Raw genomic sequence first — 18,719 nt, 5'->3', positions numbered from 1 at the left:
CGTCAAAAGCGCGTCAAGCCCGGTTATCGAACCACCGTCTGGACGACCGCGAAAGAGGATGCGGCGCATCCGGCCCGAACCTCGGCGGTTCGATGGTCTATCCGATGAGGGGCTCGGTGTCGGCGTCTGCGCGCGGCGCGGCGCTCGGGGCATGGCGCATCACTTCTCGACCGAGGTATTGCCGGAAGTAGGGAAGCGACGCCTCGGTGACGGTGCCGGGCAGCAGCAGTTCCAGGATCTGACGCAGGCGCCCGGCGATGTCGCCGGCGATGGGCCGGCCGGCGTCGCGGCGAGCTATCGCGTTGAATACCAACCGCGTTCCGAACATGGCTCCGACGAGGAACTCGGAGAGCACTTGGGGGTCGACGTCGTTGCGAAGGTCACCCTCGCCGATCGCCCGCCGGGCCTGCTCTTCGATCAACGCCGCCAGGTTCGCATAGAAGCTCGCGGCGGCGTCGTTCAATCCGCTTAACGCAGAGGCCAATTGCTCGGCCGTGCGAACCATCTCGTCCGAGTTCAGCACTTCCACGATGGTGAAGGCGCCGTGCAGCAGATTCTCCAGTCCCGGGGACGACGACCCGCATACGTTGCGGAAAGCGGTGAGAAGGTTGTCGGAGCCCTCCTTGAGGATGTCGGACGCCAGCGATTCCTTGGAATCGAAGTGGTGGTAGAGGGCGCCCTTGGTCATCCCCGTCCGCTCGATGATCGAGCCCCAACCGGCGGCGGCATACCCGACTTCGCCGAACACCTCCATCGCGGCATCGAGGATCTTGCGCCGAGTGGCCTCGGATCGGATCTGGCGCGCCACTGTCTCTACACCTCCGGAGTCGCGTCGGATGCGCGTAGCCGTCGGTCTGGGCCTCACATCGACCGCCAAGGCGTCCAAGGTTAGCAGCCGACGCGAGGGCGGGCGGGCGGTGTGGCCAACCCGCGTGAATTACGGCGAATCTTCCCCGGTCGATCCGGCATTGACGGCGAGCGCCGCACGCCGCCTTAGGAATTGGCGGAAGTAATCGGCTCGGTCCGGTCGCAGGATTCCGCCCAGGATGAGCATCCAGCATCTCTCCAGGTCGAGCAGGAATCGTTCCGGCTCGTCGAGATTGCTGGTCTTCCGCAGCCCCATGTGCAGGGACACCATCAGGCGTCCCACGTCGTGGGGCCCGCATTGGCCGTCGATGTCCCCCTCGTCAATGGCCTGCTGAACCACCTCCGACAGCGCGTTCACCCATCCGTTCATCAAGGTGTCCCGCAGTCCCTCCGCCGACCCGACCGACTCGATCAGGTTCAGGCCGGCCCTGACCAGATCGGTCTTGATGTCCTGGACGGCGATCAGATACGAGAAGTCGATCAGGGTTTCCAGACCGGAAAGCCCCCTGGTCATCAGGTCTCCCACCGCGACGGTGGCCGCGGCGATCTGCTTGTCGATGAGTTCGGCCGCGAGGGCGTGTTTGGACTTGAAGTGGAAATACATCGCGCCCTTGGTCAGCTGCGCCTCCGCGAGAATGTCGTCGAGACCGACCTCGTGGTATGGCCGGCGCGCGAACTGATGCGAGGCGGCCCGCAGTATCTGTCGGCGCGTCGCGTCGGCGCGCCCGTCGCCCGAGTGGGTCGTCATCGGAGGCGCCGGCTCAACTCTGGTTCAGCCGCCGGGCCGCGAGGATGGGGCGGAGGCTCGAATCCGGCAGTGATGCCGGTTCGCGCGCCGACGCCGTGGCTGTCGCGAGCGATCTTGCCAGGGGTAACGACCCTGAGCCGGTCGTTCCCCATCAGGTTGATGAGCAGGGCATACACCTCGGTTCTCAGACGGTCTGAAACGACACCGACCGGCCACCCCCGGCAGTTCTTGGCCAAGTCCGAGATTAGCAGCCGGAGGCCCCCGCTTGACGCGGCCGCAAATACCTGTAGTGCGGATCACAGGATCTTTGCAGACTATTAGTATGGTTTTTGCGCTATTATCAATGTGTCAGTTTGTACACGAAAGCTGCACAGACCCCCCGTTCGACCATCTGAGCAGCCGATACACCCCGATGCCGGGCCACCTGTAGGGCGTAAGGAGAGGCACATGCCGGTCGTGACCACGAGGCCACGCGGGCTGGCGGCGCCAGCAGGTAGAACACCCGGGAAGGGACCAGGTGCCTTCCCGGTCGCGGGCCAAATACTCTTAGCAAGCAACGGCCAACCAGAGCATACTTTTAGTATGTTTAATCTCGAGTTACCTGCGGTGGAGTACGCCGCCGCTGCCACGTCCGCTCACGCCCCTGCCCCAGTGTGCGGACGTTCGGGCGCGGCCGCTCGCGCCGCCCGCAAGGCCGGGGTTTTGACGTGATCGATTTCGGTGCCTTCCCGCCGGAGTTCAACTCCGCGCGGATGTACGCCGGCCCCGGCCCGGTTTCCCTGGTGGCCGCCGCCGTGGCCTGGGACAGCCTTGCCGCCGAATTGCATTCCGCCGCAAGTTGTTACCGGACGGTGATCGCGGGCCTGACGACCGGGCGCTGGATGGGCCCGTCGTCGTTGGCCATGGCATCCGCGTTCGCCCCCTACATGGCGTGGACCGCCGGGGCGGCCGCACGGGCGGCGGAGGCGGCCGGTCAGGCCCGGCTCGCCGTCGAAGTGTACGAAGCCGCCTTCGCGATGACCGTCCCCCCACCGGCCATCGCCGCCAACCGGGTTCAGCTCGCGACGCTGGTCGCCACCAACTTCTTCGGCCAGAACGCCGCGGCGATCGCGGCCACCGAGGCCGAATACGGCGAGATGTGGGCGCAGGACGCCGCGGCGATGTACGAGTACGCCGCGGGCTCGGCGGTCGCTTGCGAAGTGACCCCGTTCAGCCCGGCGCCGGACGTCACCAACCCAGCGGGCGTTGCCAGCCAGAGCAGCGCGGTCGCCCAGGCGGAAACGTTGGCGGCGACGCACACGTCGCTCTCGCACGTGATGTCGTCGGTGCCCAGCACCCTGCAAGGGCTTTCGTCGCCGATGACCAGCGGGGCCGTCACGCTGGGCGAGGCGGGTGCCGGCGGCGCGGCCGGCACGGCCGGCACGGCGACCAGTTCGGCCACTTCGTCGCTCATGAACAGCCTCGTGTCCAGCATCCCCAGTTCGCTTCCCACCTACTTCATGGCGGGTGCGACCCCGCTGTACGGGATGTCCTCGATCCTGGGCATGGCCCAGACCGCGCAGGGTTTGGCGAACGGGGCGATGGCCGCCGCGAGCACCGCGGCGTCGGGGGCGGCGAGCGCGGCGAGCGCGGGCGCGGGCGCGCTCGGATCAATCGGATCACTCGGGTCGGGCGTGATAGGCAGCCTGGGCAGCGCGGCCTCGCTGGGCCCGCTGGCGGTGCCGGCGAGTTGGACCAGCGTGATCCCGGCGGCCCAGAGCGCCGCGTCCGCATTGCCGACGATCAGCCTCGCCAGCGCCAACACGCCGCCCAGCATCATGGGCTCGCTGCCGCGCCTGGCCGCCGCGTCGGGCAAAAACCTCGGGCCGCGGTACGGGGTCATCCCGACCGTGATGACGCGCCCGCCGTCCGGTGGATACGCGTAGGCCATCGCATGAACACAGACCAGTCCATGGGCGCGGCCCGTTGCGGAAGGATCGGCAAGTGAAGTACACGCCCACCCAGATCGCCGGCGTGACGATCATCGACCTGGAGCCCCAACGCGACCACCGCGGGTTCGCGTCGCGGTCCTTCTGCGCAGACGAATTCGCCAGCCGGGGGCTGACTTTCGACGTCACCCAGACGAACATCTTCTTCAACTACACCCGCGGCACCGTGCGGGGTCTGCACCATCGGACCCCGCCCTACGCGCAGACCCAGCTGGTCCGCTGTACCCGCGGCGCCATCGCCGCCGTCGCCGTAGACATCCGGCCCGGGTCGCAGACCTACGGGGACCACGTCATGGTCGAGTTGAGCGCGGACAACTACCGGGCGCTGTTCTTGCCGCCGTTCGTCGCGCACGGTTTCCAGACCCTGATCGACAACACCGAAGTCAGCTATCAGGTCAGCGGCCAGCCCGCGCCGTCAGACGAGCAGGGATTCCACTGGAATGACCCCGAATTCGGGATCGCGTGGCCGCTGCCGGTGACGGTCATCTCCGAGCGGGACGCCAGTTGGCCCGCGCGAACGCCGAGCTTCACGCCGATCGAGAGAGCAGCGTCATGTCTAACCAGTTGATGACCCAGGAATTGGTGGACGTCGTGCACGTCGAACCGGGACCGCTCGAGCGCAGACCGGCCGCCGTGACGTCGTGGACTCACCATCGGCCGAGCCCAGTGCCGGTCGCCGCCGCCCCGGCGCCCTCCCCCGCCGCGAATTCCGTCCGGCGCTGGCAGCACCGGTATTCGCAGCATCTGCGCATCACCGACGCGCTGATCGTGTGCGCGTCGGTAATGCTGGCCCAGTACGTCCGCTTCGGGGAGATCGCCAACACTTCGGGCTACTCGGACGTGGTCATGACGCTGTTCTCGTTCCTGTTCGCGGCGCTGTGGTTGTCGTCGCTGGCGGTCTTCCAAACCCGCTCGCCGCGGGTCATCGGCGCCGGCATCGACGAGTACCGGCGGATCGGCAGCGCATCATTCTGGACGTTCGGGATCATCGCGATGGTCACGCTGCTCGCCAAGGTCGACCTGGCCCGCGGGTATCTGGCGATCGCGCTTCCCGTCGGGACCATCGGCCTGTTGGCGAGCCGCAGCCTGTGGCGCAAGCACATCGGCCATCTGCGGGGGCGCGGCCAGTGCCAGACGGCGGTCCTGGCGATCGGGGATCGCCAGGCGGTCACCCACCTGGCCCGCGAACTGACCCGCAACCCGCTGGACGGCTATGTCCTGGTGGGAGTCTGCATTCCGGGCTATGGGCGACCGCGTGGCAGCACCCTCACCATCGGTGGCCGCGAGGTCCCGATCCTCGGTGACGTCGCCCACGTGGCGGACGCGATTCGCAGCTGCGGCGCGGACACCGTGGCGATCACGCAGACCGATCACTTCGGGATGCACGGGATCCGGGAACTGATGTGGCAGCTCGAGACGATGGACGTCGACGTCGTCGTGTCGCCCGGGGTGATGGACGTCGCCGAAACGCGCCTGACGCTGCGCCCCACCGCGGGCATGCCGCTGCTGCACGTGGAGAAGCCGCAATACGAAGGGACGCAACGCTTCCAGAAGCAGGTCTTCGATTTCGTCTTCTCGCTGGCGGCGCTGATCGCCACCGCGCCGATCCTCATCGCGGCCGCTCTCGCGATCAAGCTCACCAGCAAGGGGCCGGTGTTCTACCCGTCCGAACGGATCGGCATCGACGGAAAGCCCTTCACGATGCTCAAGTTCCGGACGATGACCGTCGGCGCCGACGCCCAGCTCGATCAGCTCCTGGCGCTCAACGAAGGCGCCGGCGGGGTGCTGTTCAAGATGCGCCAGGACCCGCGGGTCACGCCGGTCGGCCGGATCTTGCGCCGGTTCAGCATCGACGAACTGCCCCAGTTCATCAACGTGCTCAGGGGCGACATGAGCGTCGTAGGGCCGCGTCCCCCGCTGCGGCGCGAGGTCGAGAACTACGACGGCGATGTGCGGCGCCGGCTCCTGGTGAAGCCGGGCGTCAGCGGACTGTGGCAGGTGAGCGGCCGCTCAGACCTTTCCTGGGAAGAGTCGGTGCGACTGGACCTGTCGTATGTCGACAACTGGTCGATGTCGGGTGATCTCATGATCATCGCCAAGACGATCAAGGCCGTTCTCACCAGTCACGGCGCATACTAGGGAGTCATGACTGAGCCGACGACGCCCGAGGCGGTCGTCCCGTCGGTGCCGCTCTCGCGAATGGCTCACGCCTTCTCGATTCAACTGATCTCCCGCGCACTGGGGATGCTGGCCTCGGTGGTGTCGGTCGCGATGACCGCCCGCTACCTGGGCCCGGGCCGTTACGGCCAACTGTCCATCGCGGTGCTCTTCATCGCCATGTGGACCAGCCTGGCCGATCTCGGCATCGCCACGGTCATCGTGCGCCGCGTGACGTCCGGTCAGGGTGACCTCGAGCGCCTGGTGCGCGTGAACAGCGGCCTGGCCCTGATCTATTGCGTTCCGCTGGCGTTGCTGGCGGCCGGGTCGGGGTTGCTCATCTACCGGGACGCCGACGTCCGCGTGATGCTCGTGGTGCTGTCGGGCGCGCTGCTGATGCAGACCATGGTGACGCGGTTCGAACCGGTGTTCCTTGCCACCGTACGGTTTTCCGCGGTGGCCATCTCCGACTTCGCCGGCCGGCTGGGCGCACTGGTCATGGTCGCGTTCCTGGTCGCGACGCGGGCGGACGTCATCTGGTTCGCTGTCGCCCAACTCATCCCGCCCGCCGTGGCGCTGCTCATCCAGGGCACCGCGGCGATGCGGCACATCTCGGTGCGACCGGTCTTCGCACCGCGCGAGGCCGCCGACCTGTTGCGGGAAAGCCTGCCGCTGATCGGGTTTCTGGTGGTCGGGCTCCTGTACTGCCGGGCCGACGGGGTCATCCTGTCGCTGCTGAGCACCCACTCCGAGGTGGGGGTGTACGGGTTGGCCTTCACGATCGCGTTCAACACCATCGTGGTGTCTCTGGTGTTCCTCAAGTCCACGCTGTCGACGGCCACCGAGCTGTTCGCACGCGACGTCGCCGCGTTCGCCCGGTTCCTGCGCCGCAGCGTGGAGCTGATGTACTTCGTGGCCGTTCCCGTCGCGGTCGTCGGCGCCATGTTGGCCGGACCGCTGATCTCGCTGTTCGGTGACAGGGCGTTCGTCGCCCGCGGGACGCCGACGTTGGCGCTGTTGTTCGTCGCGGCGGCCCTGCGATTCGTCAGCGGCACGCTGGGTCAGGGATTGGTCGCCAGCCATCACCAGCGGATCTTGTTCTGGTTGACGATCGCCACCCTGGTGCTCAACGTCGGGCTCAACCTCGCCCTCGCCGGGCGGTTCGGCGCCGTCGGACCCGGCGTCGCGCTGGTGTGCACCGAGTTCTTCAACATGGTGGTCAGCAGCTGGTGGCTGCGCCGCCACTGCGGTTACCGCACACCGGTGACGTTCTTGCTGCGGGTGTCGATCCCGACGGCGGCGAGTGTCGCGGTGACGCTGCTGCTCTGGGGTCACCACGTGGTCCTCGTCCTCGCCGCCGCCGCCGTCGCCTACCTGCTCACCAGCGCCGCGGCGGGCCCGCTGCGCTGGTCGGATCTGGCCGCCCTGCGTCGGAATCAGTTGGCGGCATGAAGCGTGAACTGGATCGGCAGTACCTGAAGGTTCCGGCCGGCGGCACGACGGAGCTGCCGCCCGAGCGGCCCCTGGCCGTGCTGATCGTGGCCACCGGCGGCCACGACGCGCTGGAGTCGTGCCTGGCCGGCGTCGCCGAGTGGCTGCCCGACCTGCCGGTCTACGTCCACGACTGCGGCGACGTGACGGGGCCGGCCGCCCGGCACCCGCGAGTCCACCGGGTGGCGGGGGCGGTGAAACTCGGCTGCGCCGAAGCATTTAACGCGTTGGTGCAGCACGCCCCGGGCGGCGCCGATCTGCTGCTGCTCGACGCGAGAGCGCGCCTGCTGGGACCGTTGACCCGCACCCGCGCGCTGCTGAGCCGGCCCGGAGTGGCGGCGGTTTCGCCGATGGCCCGCGACGACACGGCACCCGGCTGGGCGCCGTGGGACGTTGCGACCCGCCGCCGGACGCTGGTTCGCGAGCTGGCCGCGGGTCACCGGTACGCGCGGCGCGGCACGCCGATCGCGCGCGTGTACGCCCGCCAGCCTGCCGAATCGCAGTCCGTCGAGGGCGAATTGGACGTCGGCTGCCTGGCGATCAACCGCGCGGCGTGGGATGCCGTCGGCGGCTTCGACGAGGAATTCTGTTGCTTCGGTGCGGCAGCCGACTGGCAGGCCCGGGCCCGCGCGGCGGGCTGGCGGCTGCTGCTGGCCGACGAAGTCGGCGTCGACCGCTCGGGCCTCGACGACGCCGCGGGCACCGCCGCCCACCGCCGGCGGGTGAGCGACCTGGTGCGAGCCAACACCGCGCTGCTGCTCGAGCACCAGCACAGCGTGCACCACGCGGACGCGTACCTGGCCGGCACCACGCTGCCGGGGAGGGCGCGACGCGGGACGCGACGGGCCGCTGACGCCGGGCGGCGCGACGACCTGCCCTCGATCGTGATCACCACCAACCGCCTGGTCTATGGCGGCGCCGAGCGGCAAAAGGCTTTGCTGGCAGCGGAATTGGATCGTCGCGGCTACCCCGTCACCATCGTCTGCGTGCAGCGGTTCGGCCCGATGATCTCCGAGATCCCGGATACCGTGCGGGTGGTGCGCCAGCCGTGGTGGGCGCCGGCCGTCGACATCCCCGGGGGTCCGGCGGTGCTCATCACCGCCGACACCAACACCGAGGCGGGCTTCGCGACACTGTGGCGCGCGGCCGCCGCCGGCCGGCGCTGGTTGGTCGCGCCGCACGTTCCGCCCGAGGAGGATCGGCCGATCTACTCGCGGCCGCTCACCGCCGCCATGCGCCGCTCCGACGGTTTCATCGTTCTGGCGCAACGGCACTGGGACATGCTGGTCGCCCAGCATCGGCTGCGGGGACGGCGATTCGTTGCGCCCAACGGTGTCGCCCTCGCCGGCGACCCGGCCCCGCACGTCCGGGCCGCCGGTGAACCCCTGCACCTGGTGATGCTCTCGCGCATCGTCGAGCACAAGAACCCGCACCTGCTGATCGAGGCGCTCGGTGGCCTTCCCGACATGCCCTGGCGGCTCTCGATTTTCGGTGACGGCCCGGATCGGGAAAGGCTGCAACGGCAGACACCCGCCGGGTTGCGCGATCGGGTGCAGTGGCGGGGCTGGTCGGCGGGCCCCGGTCCCGCGCTGGCGGATGCGGACCTGCTGTGCGTCCCGAGCCGGTCCGAGGCGTTCCCGCTGGTGATTCTCGAAGCGATGGCACGCGCGGTTCCCGTTGCGGCATCGGCGGTTTGCGCGGTGCCCGAAATGCTCGACTTCGGCAGGGCGGGCTTCCTGGTCGAGCCCGTGTCGGTGTCGGGATGGCGGGATAGCCTGGCCCGGATACTGGCGAACCCCGACGCGCTGCCGTCGGTCGGGCGCCGTGGCTTCGAGCGGATGCGCAAGCACTACACGGTGGAGGCGATGACCGACGCCTATGTGGAAGCGATCAACGCGGTGCTGTGAACACGCTTCGCAGGCCGCGGCTTTCGTCCCGACGCGTCATCGTTCGGGACGCGGGCGCAGGATCTGCGCCACCGTGCGGAGGGACGTCTTGTGCTGACCGAAGCCGCCGTAGAGAAAGTACCTGGGCTCGGTGTAGATCTCCTCGATGTCCGTCGGCACGTCGGCGAAGTAGCCGGACAGGGCGGTGTCGATGAAGAACGCGTCGGAACCGGAGTGGGAGTTGCAGCACACCAGGCGGTAGTCGAAGCGGGCGAACAGCGCCGCATAGCTGCTCAGCGATGCCCCGAAGTAGTCGTCGGACTGCCAGACATGATCGGGGTCGTAGGCGATCTGGAACCGCACCGGCGGCGGGAACTTGCCGTTGTATTCGACGATGAACAGCTTGGGACGGATGCCGTCGGCCAGGAGCCTCTCGACCAGGTAGATGTCGTTGCCGTCGAGGTCGAGGGAGATCACGTCGACTCCGGTGGCGTCGATCCTCTGCAGGCAGGAGCGGGTCAGCGCAAGGATGTTGTCCGCGGTGATCCACGCCTTCTGGTAGGTGAACCGCGGGTGGTCTTCGACGGTGACGGCCAGGTCCTGTCCCCCCACCCAGAAGCCCTTCCAGCCCAGTGCGGCAAGGATCAGTGTGTTGTTCTCGGTCCCGTCGCCGACGCCGAACTCGGCGAACACGCCGTCGTCGAGCCGGCCGATCCGGCGCAGGATCTCCAGCGTTATTCCGTCCTCGTCGGTCGCCGAAAAGCATTTCTTGCCCGCGCGGTTGAGCGGGTTGGCATGGTTCGCCTTCAGCGACTGGGAATGGTCGAAAAGGATCAGATCCTTGAGCTGGTCCCGCGTTTCAGTGCCGAGGATGCGCCGGATCTTCTGCCGGAGCGTCTCTTTCGGTGGCGGTGTAGCGCTTCTGGCCATGGGAGATAAAAACTATCACGGCGATAGCCGAGCATTCCCCACGTTCGCTGAATAACGGTGGTGCACAACGGCGGTCCGCACCGAAATCGGCTGCCGATTCGCTTGCCCGCAGCACCGAAAGTGCCGTAGGTTTTGCATTGTCCTGGTGTTTGCTCGAGGCGCGGGACATGCGCGGGAGGATTTGATGGGCGTGCTGTGCCGCATCTGCAGTTCCGGCACCACCCTGGCGTTCACCCACAAAGTCCTCACCAAATACGACTGCAAGTACTACTTCTGCGACAACTGCGGCGGCCTGCAGACCGAGGGACCGTATTGGCTCGACGAGGCTTATGCGAGTCCCATCGCGGCGGCCGACACCACCATGCTGTGGCGCAATCAGTATCTCGCCCGGGCCATGTCGGTGCTGCTGTACTTCTTCTTCGATCACCGCGGCCGGTTTCTCGACGCGGCCGGGGGTTACGGCGTCTACACGCGACTGATGCGGGACATCGGCTTCGACTACTACTGGGCCGACAAACACTCCCCCAACCTGACCGCGCAGGGCTTCGACGCGGACGCCGGCCCCGGACCCCCGTACACCGTCGTCACCGCCTTCGAGGTGATGGAGCACCTGACGGACCCGATCGGCTTCGTCGCCGAGCTGCTGGAGACCACGGGCACCGACACCATCGTTTTCACAACCGAATTGTTCGATGGGCGCCCGCCCCCGAAGGACTGGATGTACTACGCCTTTGCCACCGGCCAGCACATCACCTTCTACCAGAGATCGACGCTGGAGTTCATCGGGAAGCGATTCGGCATGCAGTTCCACACCTCGAAGACGCGGTGGTGGCAACTCGGCGGCATGGGGCTGCACATCTGGACCCGCGCGAAGGTCAACCCGCTGGCGTGGCGGCTGCTTGCCTCGCCCCGTGTCACCGCCCTGCTCGCCGGCGTGCCGCGACGCGCGCTGCAGACCCGGATGTGGAGCGACGCCGACATCTTCCTCCAGGCCGACGACGAGCTATGAAATCTCCCCGGGTGCTGTGGCTTTCGCCCTGGACGCGACCGGCGGTGCGCGTGCAGGCCGAGGGGTTGTCGCGGCGGGGCGCCGAGGTGTTGCTGGTGACCTCGGATCGGCACCCCGAGTCCGATGCCGCCCGCGACTACGAGTTGGTACTCGATCCGCGCTTCAAGACCGCCGCGACCTGGCTCCCCACCGTGAAGGCGTGGCGCCGCATCCGCCGGTTCCGGCCCGATGTCGTGATCGCCGAGATCGTGCGCGACCCGCGCTGGATCGTGCTGGCCGGGCGGGCACCACGCATCCAGGTGGTGCACGACGACCAGCCGCACGATCCCGGCGAGCAGGTCCCCCCCTACGAACGCGCGGTATTCGACCGCTGGGGCGCCCGCTCGGCGGCCACCGTCACCTACAGCCGCTACGTCGCGACGGCCGTCTCCGCGCGGCGCGACGTCGCCGGCACACCGGTGTATGTGGTGCCGCTCGCCAGTGATGTTGACCCGCACAGGATTCCACCGTTCGTCGGGCCCGAAGGGCGCCGCGACTTCGTCATGTTCGGCCGGCTCAACCCGTACAAGAACGTCGACGTGGTGCTCGAGGCGTGGCGACGCCATCTCGCCGGCGGCGGCTGGCACGGCGACGACCTGGTGCTCATCGGTGACGGGCCGCTGGACGCCGGCGCCCTGCCCGAACACACGCGCTGGCGCAACGGCAGCTACCGCTACGCCGACGTCATTCCGACGCTGGCCGCGGCGAAGGGTTCGGTGTGCCATTACCGGCGGGCGTCGCAGAGCGGCGTGCAGGTGCTCTCGATGCAACTGGGTGTGATGCCGATCGTGTCCACCGCCGGCGCCCTGCCCGAGTACCAGCCACCGGGCTGCCCCCCGATCGGTGTCGACGATGTCGCCGGACTGGCCGCCGCTTTCGACCTGTTGGCCGACCCGGCGGTCGCGGCGCGGCTCGGTGCCCAGGCGGCGGGCCACTACGCGCAGCACTGCGACGTCGACATCGTCGCGCAGCGCTTCCTGGACGTCATCGCCGAGGTGCTGGCCGGCCGGCGCTGACGGCTCACGCGGTCCTGGAATCCGGACCGGCGCAAGGGGTTCGGGCGCGGGCGAGGCGTTCGGCGAGCCGCACGCCCAGCGCGATCCCGAGCAGTGTCGGGTTCGCCTGGCTCGACGTCGGCAGGACCGATGTGCTCGCGACATACAACCCGCGCACCCCGTGAACCTCTAGGTGCGGGTCCACGACGCCGCCCTCTTCGGTGGTCGACATGCGCGTCGTTCCGGCCTGGTGGTAACCGGCGTGGCCGCCCAAGAACCCGCGCACCGACCCCTCGACGTCGTCGGTCAGCCATTCCACGCGTCCCACGCCGTGCCGGCGGAGGTGTTCATCGATCGTGGCGATGGCCGCGCGCACGCTCCGGTAGTCGGCGTCCGAGAAGTGGATGTGGGTGCGCAGCTTGCGCATGCCGAGGGCGTCGCGGTCGTCGGCGAGCTCGACCCGGCTCTCCCAGTGCGGAAGGTGCTCGCCGTGGTAGTGCAGCAGATACCGGCTGTCGGCGCTCTTCACGAAGAAGCCCGGCGCCTTACGGCCCCTGCGCAGGAACCGGGCGTAGGAGAAGGTGAGCGCGAACCGCAGCGACGGGAACAGGTCCCGCACGATGTTGCGCAGGTGCGCGAGGATCCGCGGCGGGCCGTCCGTCTCGGTGTGCTTTGCGCGGATCGCCTCCGCGAGCAGGAAACGGCCGACCGGGGAGATCAGCGTGAGGTAAACGCCGGACAGGATCCCGCTTCCGTGGCCGGGGTCGCTGATCGGCGGGTTGACCAGCCAGACAGCGGCATTCAGCATGGCTGCCTCGCGCTGCAGCCGCGGGTCCAGGGTGAAGCGCCGGCGGACGTACACCCCGTCGTTGTCCCGCTCGTAGGCGTAGAGGACGCGATCGGTGCTGAACTGCACGCGCGCGACCCTGCCTTCGACGTGGGACATGTACCAGCGTCCGAGGTGGCCGCCCGCGTTTCCCAGGCCCGCCGGATGGTGGCGGTCCGACGCGAGCAGCAGGCGAGTGGCCTCCAGACCGCCGGTCGCGATGACGTAGTCCGCGGCGACCACCCTGCCCTGGCGCCCGTCGAGCGTCTTGATCACGAGGTGGTCGACGCGGTCACCGGCCGGCGTCGTCACGATTTCGGTGCAGGTGAGGCCGGTCCACAAGGTGAGGCAGGGGGCGTCGCGCAGCTCGGTCCGGTACTCGCGGCCGAAACGCGTCGGCAGCGCCCAGCGCTCGAGGTCGGTGGTGCGCACGTCCCCATCGGGCAGCCCGGCGACCATGTCGGTCTGCGCCAGCTCCGGGACGTCGCGCGCGTTGAACTCCGCCCTCCCGCACGCGGCCCAATCGCACGCGCGTTGCAGGTACGGCTCGACGTCCTCATAGCGGATCGGCCAGGGCGCCTGCGCGGTGAGCGGGCGGTCCTCGAAATCGATCGGATCGAACATGACGCATCGGCCGCCCCACAATGCCGTGGTCCCGCCCACTTGCCGACGGATCATCAGCTCGCTGTGCGCGTGGAGCTCGTCGTCCTGCAGTGACGCGAGGGTCGACAACTCCTGCGCCGCTTGGCTTTTGCGCTCCAGCCCACTTTCGATCAGCGCCACTTGGACACCGGACCGCGCGAGCTCGAGCGCCGTCGCGATGCCGATCGCGCCGGCCCCGACGACCACGACGTCGGTCTCGATCGTCGCGTTCGGGGCGAACTCGCGGGGGCCACGGATCACGCGGTGGCACCCCCGCGCACCTCCGCCGCCAGCGCCAGGAACCGCGCCACCGTCTCGGCGCCCGGCGGCGACGCGACGGCGCCCGCCGCTTCGGCGACCCGTCCCGGGTTGGTGGTGCTGTAAAGTATTGCGCGGCAACCGGTTGCGACGGCTGACGATCCGAGGATCAGTTTGGGCAGCGCCCCGGGAGCCAGTGGGTCGAGCTGGAGGGCCTCGCGCCAGCGTTGCGCCAACGCCGGGTCGGAGCGCAGCGCCGCCGAGAGCGCGGCGTATGACCTCTGCAGCACCCCGAACGCGAGATCCGCCGGGCGCGGCGGGGGGTGGAGCAGGTCGGCGCGAACCTGGCTCACGCCCGCGGGCGCGAACGCCGCGGCGAAATCCGTGTCCAGCCCCTCGTCCTGCGAGACACCCCAGGCGCGGATCTTGCCCTGCCGGTGGGCGCGTTCGAAGAAGTCACGGAGCTCGGCACCGGCGACGGTGTCCCCCGGGCGGGGACCGTGCAGGAACAAGATGTCGACGTAGTCGACGGCCAGCGCCGCGAGACTCTCGTCGAGGCTGCGCGCCGCGCCGGCCGCGTCGTACACGCGGGCGGTCCCGGGCGTCGCCTGCCGGCGCTTGACCGCGCGCCGCAGCGCCGGCGCCTGGCGCAGCAGCGCACGCGCCGGGGCCTGAAACCGGCCGAGCCGCCGGGCCAGGCCGCCCACATCGATGCCGAATTTTGTTGCCAAGGTGACGCTGCCGCGTGGCACCGTGCGCAGGAACACCCCGAGCTCCGCCTCGGCCATCCCGAGCCCGTACATGCGTGCGGTGTCGAAGTGGGTGATCCCGTTGTCCACCGCGGCACCCAGCACGGCCATCCGTTCCTTGCGCGACGGTGACTGCATCAGACCGCCGCATCCGAAGCCCATCGCGCTGATGCTCAGCCGGGGCCCGGCGAGCTCAACCCGCCCCAACACCGCAGCCCTCGTAGATCCGGCGCAGCTCCGCGTCGATGACGCGCGGACTCCGCGTCGCCGCGATGTGTTCCTGACCCCGGCGCCCGTCACGCTCGGCGAGGTCCGCATCGCGCAGGTACCGGCCGATCGCCGCCGCCAGGGCGGGCGCGTCGCCGACGGGTACGAGCATGCCCGGGTCCGAGGCGATCTCGGCCGTACCGCCGACGGGGGTCGCCACGAACGGTCGCGCCCCGGCGAGGGCCTCGGTCAGGATCATCGGCATGCCCTCGGCGAACGACGGGAGCGTCACCACCCGAACCGACCGGATCAGCTCGCGGACCCGGTCCGGATGCACCGGCGGCTCGACGGTCAGGCGCTCCGTGGGCGGCGGCGTGTAGTCGTCGACGACACCGACTATGCGGCAACGCCCTTCGATGCCCTCGGCGAGCAGCTGCCGCCAGGCCGCAACCAGCGTGTCGACACCCTTGCGCCGCCCGATGGTGCCGGCGAACAGCACCACCGGCGGTGTCGAACCGGCGCCGGGCGCGTCGCGGTCGATGGCGACCGGGTTCGCCACGATCGACACCGGAACCGCGGGCGCCACCCGTTTCGCGGCCGCGCGCGCCTCCTCCGACAAGACGATGATGTGGTCCGCCTTGCTCAGCGTGGACCGCACGAAACGCGGGCGCGACCGGGCGAACTCGGCGAAGTCCGAGCCGTGGATGGTGACGATGATCCGGAAGCCGCGCGCCCGCGCCAGCCGGATCAGCGGTCCTTCGCGCAACCAGGCGCCACCGTTGGACAAGTGGAAGTGCACGATGCTCGCGCGCGGCGCCCGGGCCAGCGCCGCCCCCGCGCGCACGGTGAGCACGAGGTTCCTGGCGTGGTGGCGCCCGTTCCACGTGGACAGCACGCGGATCTGGTCGGCGCCGATCATGTTGTCGCGGATGACCCGGATCACGGACTGCGTCCCGCCGAAGCTGTACATGTCGGGCCCGACGTGAATGACCGCAATCATTTTCGGTCGGCGGCCGGCTCCGGCACGCTGCCGTCGCCCGGGTGGTCCGCTTCGGAGTTCCTGCGCCGCAGCCCGGCGAATCCCATGGCCGTCCCCAGCGCCATACCCAAAGCCAGGGCGTCCATGGGCATTTCGGGCAGCGGCCACAGGGCGGATATCGCGAGCAGGCCGGCGCAGACCGCCGCGCTGATCTTCGCCGGGGCCGACGCGCAGCGCAGCGCCTTGACGACCGGCGTCAGCGCGAGCCAGGCGAACGCCGCCATGCCCACTGCCCCGGCCTTGGCCACCCACCATTGGTAGAACAGGTGCGAGTAGGTCGGTCCCAGCGTCCAGGCGAACGCCTTCGGATCGTTGCCCGACGGCAGCTGGTAGGCATACCCGAGGCCGTGGCCGAACAGCGGCGCCTGCGCGATCGCGGCGTTGAGGCGGGCGTTTTCCCGCAGCCGGTCCAGCGTCGACTCGTCGGTGGCGAGCGCGCTCGCCGAGACACCGCCGAGCACCCGCTGGTTGAACGCGGTGAATTGGTCGCTGAGCCAGGACCCGGCCTCCGAATGCTGCAGCACGAACAGCGACAGCGGCACGGTCAGCGCGAAGACGCCCAAGCTGATCGCGGCGACGGCGGCCGAACGCCGCAGGGCCGGCCAACCGAAGTTGGCGAACAACGCGACGGTGGCGCCCACCGCCACGGCGATCAGCGTGTTCCGGGAGAAGGCCAGCAGCGAAATGATCAGCGCCGGCGGGCCGAAGGCGAGGTACGTCGCGGGCCGGACGCGGCCGACGATCGACGCGGCGACCAGAGCGGTCAGCGTGGCGGTGGCCGGCGTCTGGGTGGACAGGACGATGCGCAGGGCCTGGCCGGCGCCCGTCGCCTCCTTCAGGCTCTCGGCCCGCCCGGCCAGCCGGATCGCGTGCAGGGAGCTGAAAATCGCCATGGCCGCTGAGAACCACAGCGTCACCACCATGACGCGCATGCAGAACCGCAGGTACCCGCCGTACACGATCAACAGCGCCAGCACGAACCCGATCACCATTTCGATCAGGGTGGTCGCTTCGTGCAGGATCATCGTGGGGTCGTGCCCCATCTGGAAGCCGACCACGGTGAAGTACAGGACCGTGAACACGAACATCGCCGGCAGCCAGAAGTCCCCGAACCGGGGTTTGACGATCGGGATCAGGTAGCCGATGGCCAGCACCGCGAGCACCTGATACGCGTAGATCGCCACCGGCCCAATGACTTTGCCGACGTGCAGGCCTTCGGGCAGCGCCGCGAACGCCAGGAACAACGTCACCCCCGCCATCCCCTCGCGCTTCACCCAGTACAGCACCAGGCAGAACGTCGCGGCGATCAGCAACGCGCCCTCGGTGGTTCGCCGCACCGCGAGCACGCCAAAGACGAAGCACCCGAACAGGAACACCGCCAGCAGCACGCCATCCACCGCGAGGCGATGGCGACCGGGCAGATACGGGATCACGTCGGCCCGCTGACCTTTGCCCGGTAGGTCTTGGCCGCGGCCCTGATGTGCAGCGCCGGCCGGGCATCGGTCAGCACGGTGCCGACCACCTCCGCGCCGGCCGCGCGCAGAGCGGTCAGCGCGTCGGTGAGTTCGTCGGCGGTGGTCCGGCGTGCCCGCACCACCAGCACGGTGGCCGAGACGGCGCCGGCGAGCAGGCCGCTGTCCGGCGTCGCCAGCACCGGCGGGCCGTCGACCACGACCCGGTCGAAACGTGACGACAGATCCAGCAGCACGCGGTCGATCACCTCGGGCAGAAACGCGCTGCAGGGCGGGGTTTCGCGGCGGGCGGAGCGCGACGCGAGGGTGAACAGCTTGGGAATCGGCGTCGGCTTCACCACCTCAGCGGCGCTGTCGGGATTGGCCAGCGCGTTCGCCAGCCCCTCCCCCGATTCGACCCGCAGCAGACCGGCGATCACACGCCGGCGCGTATCGCCCTCGACGAGCAAGACGTCTTCGTCGATCTCGGCCAGTGCCAGCGACAGGTTCAGCGCCGTGGTCGTGGTTCCCTCCCCACCGAACGGCGCCGTGACCAGGATCCGGCGGGCCTGCGGCCCCACCGCCCTGAGCAGCCGGGCGCGCAGCCCCCGCACGGCGTCGTCGAGGGCGGAGTCCACACCGAACCGCGGGGTGTTTCCGCGCCTGCCGGGCAGCTCGGCCAAGGTGGGCAGTCCCGAAAGCTGTTCCAGCTTCGCCCGAGAACGCACGGTGCGGTCGTTGGCCTCGCGGGCCACCGCCACCGCGATGGCCAGCAGTATCCCGGCGATGAACCCCATCGCCATGTTGCGCACGGGCACCGGCGTCACCGGGTGATCGGGCACCCGGGGCGCCTCCACCACCCTCGCCCTGGCCAACGGCATGGGTTTGACCACCGGTTGGCCCGGGGTTTCCGACGGTGGTGTGGTAGGCGGATTCGGCTCGCCGACGTCGGGCCGCGAGCCGGGGAGCGCGGGCACGGTCCGGCCGTCGGGGCCCGTGGTCGCACCGAGAGTCGGCACCAGCGCGGCGAACTGGTCGGCCATCGCTCCCGCGAGCGCCGCGGCACGGTTGGGGTCGGTGTCCTTGACGGTGATCGTGAAAAGCATGGATTTGGCGGTGTATTTCACCTGGGTCTGGCTCACCAGGGCGTCGGCGCTCATCGGGGCCTGAAGCTGATTGATCGCACGCTCGGCCACCGTCCGTCCGCCGGCGATCTGCGCATAGGACGACAACCGTTCCTGCGCGGTCAGCGTGCCGTTGTACAGCTCGGTGAGGTCGGTGGCGCCCGGAAAGGAAATGAGGATGGTGGCCGTCGACTGGTAATGCTTCGTCTGCAACGCCGTAACGGCCGCGGCTCCGATCGTGCACGCCAGTAACGCCCCCAAGGCGAGTTTCCAGTGGGTGACGAGAGTGCGGACAAAGGTGCGGAAATCCATC

At 69.2% G+C, this 18,719-nt stretch carries 15 protein-coding genes; 7 read left to right on the top strand and 8 right to left on the bottom strand.

The features are described 5' to 3' along the window. Positions 1-97: 97 nt before the first annotated feature. Complete coding sequence (locus U8D42_RS02365) at positions 98-808, bottom strand: TetR/AcrR family transcriptional regulator (RefSeq protein ID WP_322859370.1); 711 nt, start codon at positions 806-808, stop codon at positions 98-100. 129 nt (positions 809-937) lie between these two features. Then, a complete protein-coding gene (locus U8D42_RS02360; protein WP_322859371.1) occupies positions 938-1,615 on the bottom strand; it encodes a TetR/AcrR family transcriptional regulator in 678 nt (225 codons plus the stop codon). A gap of 707 nt (positions 1,616-2,322) precedes the next feature. Between U8D42_RS02360 and U8D42_RS02355 the strand changes: the two genes are divergently transcribed. From U8D42_RS02355 to U8D42_RS02335, 5 genes are read left to right on the top strand one after another with little or no spacing between them, the layout of a single operon-like run. Beyond that, positions 2,323-3,540: a PPE family protein gene (locus U8D42_RS02355; protein WP_322859372.1), complete on the top strand. Its 1,218-nt coding sequence runs from the start codon at positions 2,323-2,325 to the stop codon at positions 3,538-3,540. Between the two features lie 58 nt (positions 3,541-3,598). Next, positions 3,599-4,171 (top strand): dTDP-4-dehydrorhamnose 3,5-epimerase family protein, encoded by a 573-nt coding sequence (locus U8D42_RS02350; RefSeq protein ID WP_322859373.1) that lies wholly within the window; start codon positions 3,599-3,601, stop codon positions 4,169-4,171. Further along, positions 4,171-5,742 (top strand): sugar transferase, encoded by a 1,572-nt coding sequence (locus tag U8D42_RS02345; RefSeq protein WP_431523852.1) that lies wholly within the window; start codon positions 4,171-4,173, stop codon positions 5,740-5,742. Before U8D42_RS02350 ends, U8D42_RS02345 begins: the two co-directional genes overlap by 1 nt. A gap of 6 nt (positions 5,743-5,748) precedes the next feature. Next, positions 5,749-7,212 carry an oligosaccharide flippase family protein gene (locus U8D42_RS02340; protein WP_322859375.1) on the top strand — a complete coding sequence of 488 codons (1,464 nt, stop codon included), beginning with the start codon at positions 5,749-5,751 and terminating at the stop codon, positions 7,210-7,212. Continuing rightward, a complete protein-coding gene (locus U8D42_RS02335; RefSeq protein ID WP_322859376.1) occupies positions 7,209-9,158 on the top strand; it encodes a glycosyltransferase in 1,950 nt (649 codons plus the stop codon). The genes U8D42_RS02340 and U8D42_RS02335 overlap by 4 nt, the downstream gene beginning before the upstream one ends. A gap of 36 nt (positions 9,159-9,194) precedes the next feature. On the opposite strand, the gene U8D42_RS02330 is transcribed toward U8D42_RS02335, so the two are convergent. Continuing rightward, positions 9,195-10,067 (bottom strand): hypothetical protein, encoded by an 873-nt coding sequence (locus tag U8D42_RS02330; RefSeq protein WP_322859377.1) that lies wholly within the window; start codon positions 10,065-10,067, stop codon positions 9,195-9,197. 145 nt (positions 10,068-10,212) lie between these two features. On the opposite strand from U8D42_RS02330, the gene U8D42_RS02325 reads away from it, so the two are divergent. Further along, entirely contained in the window at positions 10,213-11,076 is an 864-nt protein-coding gene (locus U8D42_RS02325) for a class I SAM-dependent methyltransferase (protein WP_322859378.1), read from the top strand. Between the two features lie 11 nt (positions 11,077-11,087). After that, positions 11,088-12,131: a glycosyltransferase family 4 protein gene (locus tag U8D42_RS02320; protein WP_322859493.1), complete on the top strand. Its 1,044-nt coding sequence runs from the start codon at positions 11,088-11,090 to the stop codon at positions 12,129-12,131. A 4-nt stretch (positions 12,132-12,135) separates the two neighbouring features. Here U8D42_RS02320 and U8D42_RS02315 read toward each other — a convergent pair whose 3' ends face one another. From U8D42_RS02315 to U8D42_RS02295, 5 genes are read right to left on the bottom strand one after another with little or no spacing between them, the layout of a single operon-like run. Beyond that, entirely contained in the window at positions 12,136-13,839 is a 1,704-nt protein-coding gene (locus U8D42_RS02315) for an FAD-dependent oxidoreductase (RefSeq protein ID WP_322859379.1), read from the bottom strand. Then, positions 13,836-14,747: an aldo/keto reductase gene (locus U8D42_RS02310; protein ID WP_322859494.1), complete on the bottom strand. Its 912-nt coding sequence runs from the start codon at positions 14,745-14,747 to the stop codon at positions 13,836-13,838. Before U8D42_RS02310 ends, U8D42_RS02315 begins: the two co-directional genes overlap by 4 nt. Before the next feature lie 31 nt (positions 14,748-14,778). Further along, positions 14,779-15,792 (bottom strand): glycosyltransferase family 4 protein, encoded by a 1,014-nt coding sequence (locus U8D42_RS02305; protein ID WP_322859380.1) that lies wholly within the window; start codon positions 15,790-15,792, stop codon positions 14,779-14,781. After that, positions 15,789-17,264, bottom strand: a complete 1,476-nt coding sequence (locus tag U8D42_RS02300) for an O-antigen ligase family protein (protein ID WP_322859381.1) — start codon at positions 17,262-17,264, stop codon at positions 15,789-15,791. The genes U8D42_RS02305 and U8D42_RS02300 overlap by 4 nt, the downstream gene beginning before the upstream one ends. Further along, positions 17,261-18,718, bottom strand: a complete 1,458-nt coding sequence (locus tag U8D42_RS02295) for a Wzz/FepE/Etk N-terminal domain-containing protein (protein ID WP_322859382.1) — start codon at positions 18,716-18,718, stop codon at positions 17,261-17,263. The genes U8D42_RS02300 and U8D42_RS02295 overlap by 4 nt, the downstream gene beginning before the upstream one ends. Position 18,719: the final 1 nt, after the last annotated feature.

It is taken from the genome of Mycobacterium europaeum (assembly GCF_034555895.2).
In the GTDB taxonomy this organism is placed as follows: Bacteria; Actinomycetota; Actinomycetes; order Mycobacteriales; family Mycobacteriaceae; genus Mycobacterium; species Mycobacterium europaeum.
The sequence above is the reverse complement of the archived record's forward strand: the minus strand, read 5'-3'. Positions and strand labels throughout refer to the sequence as shown.

Bases quoted from the DNA above. Each gene is read 5' to 3' on its own strand.
- U8D42_RS02360 (WP_322859371.1), bottom strand. From the start codon at position 1,615: ATGACGACCCACTCGGGCGACGGGCGCGCCGACGCGACGCGCCGACAG.
- U8D42_RS02345 (WP_431523852.1), top strand. From the start codon at position 4,171: ATGACCCAGGAATTGGTGGACGTCGTGCACGTCGAACCGGGACCGCTC.
- U8D42_RS02340 (WP_322859375.1), top strand. From the start codon at position 5,749: ATGACTGAGCCGACGACGCCCGAGGCGGTCGTCCCGTCGGTGCCGCTC.
- U8D42_RS02335 (WP_322859376.1), top strand. From the start codon at position 7,209: ATGAAGCGTGAACTGGATCGGCAGTACCTGAAGGTTCCGGCCGGCGGC.
- U8D42_RS02330 (WP_322859377.1), bottom strand. From the start codon at position 10,067: ATGGCCAGAAGCGCTACACCGCCACCGAAAGAGACGCTCCGGCAGAAG.
- U8D42_RS02310 (WP_322859494.1), bottom strand. From the start codon at position 14,747: ATGGGCTTCGGATGCGGCGGTCTGATGCAGTCACCGTCGCGCAAGGAA.
- U8D42_RS02305 (WP_322859380.1), bottom strand. From the start codon at position 15,792: ATGATTGCGGTCATTCACGTCGGGCCCGACATGTACAGCTTCGGCGGG.
- U8D42_RS02295 (WP_322859382.1), bottom strand. From the start codon at position 18,718: ATGGATTTCCGCACCTTTGTCCGCACTCTCGTCACCCACTGGAAACTC.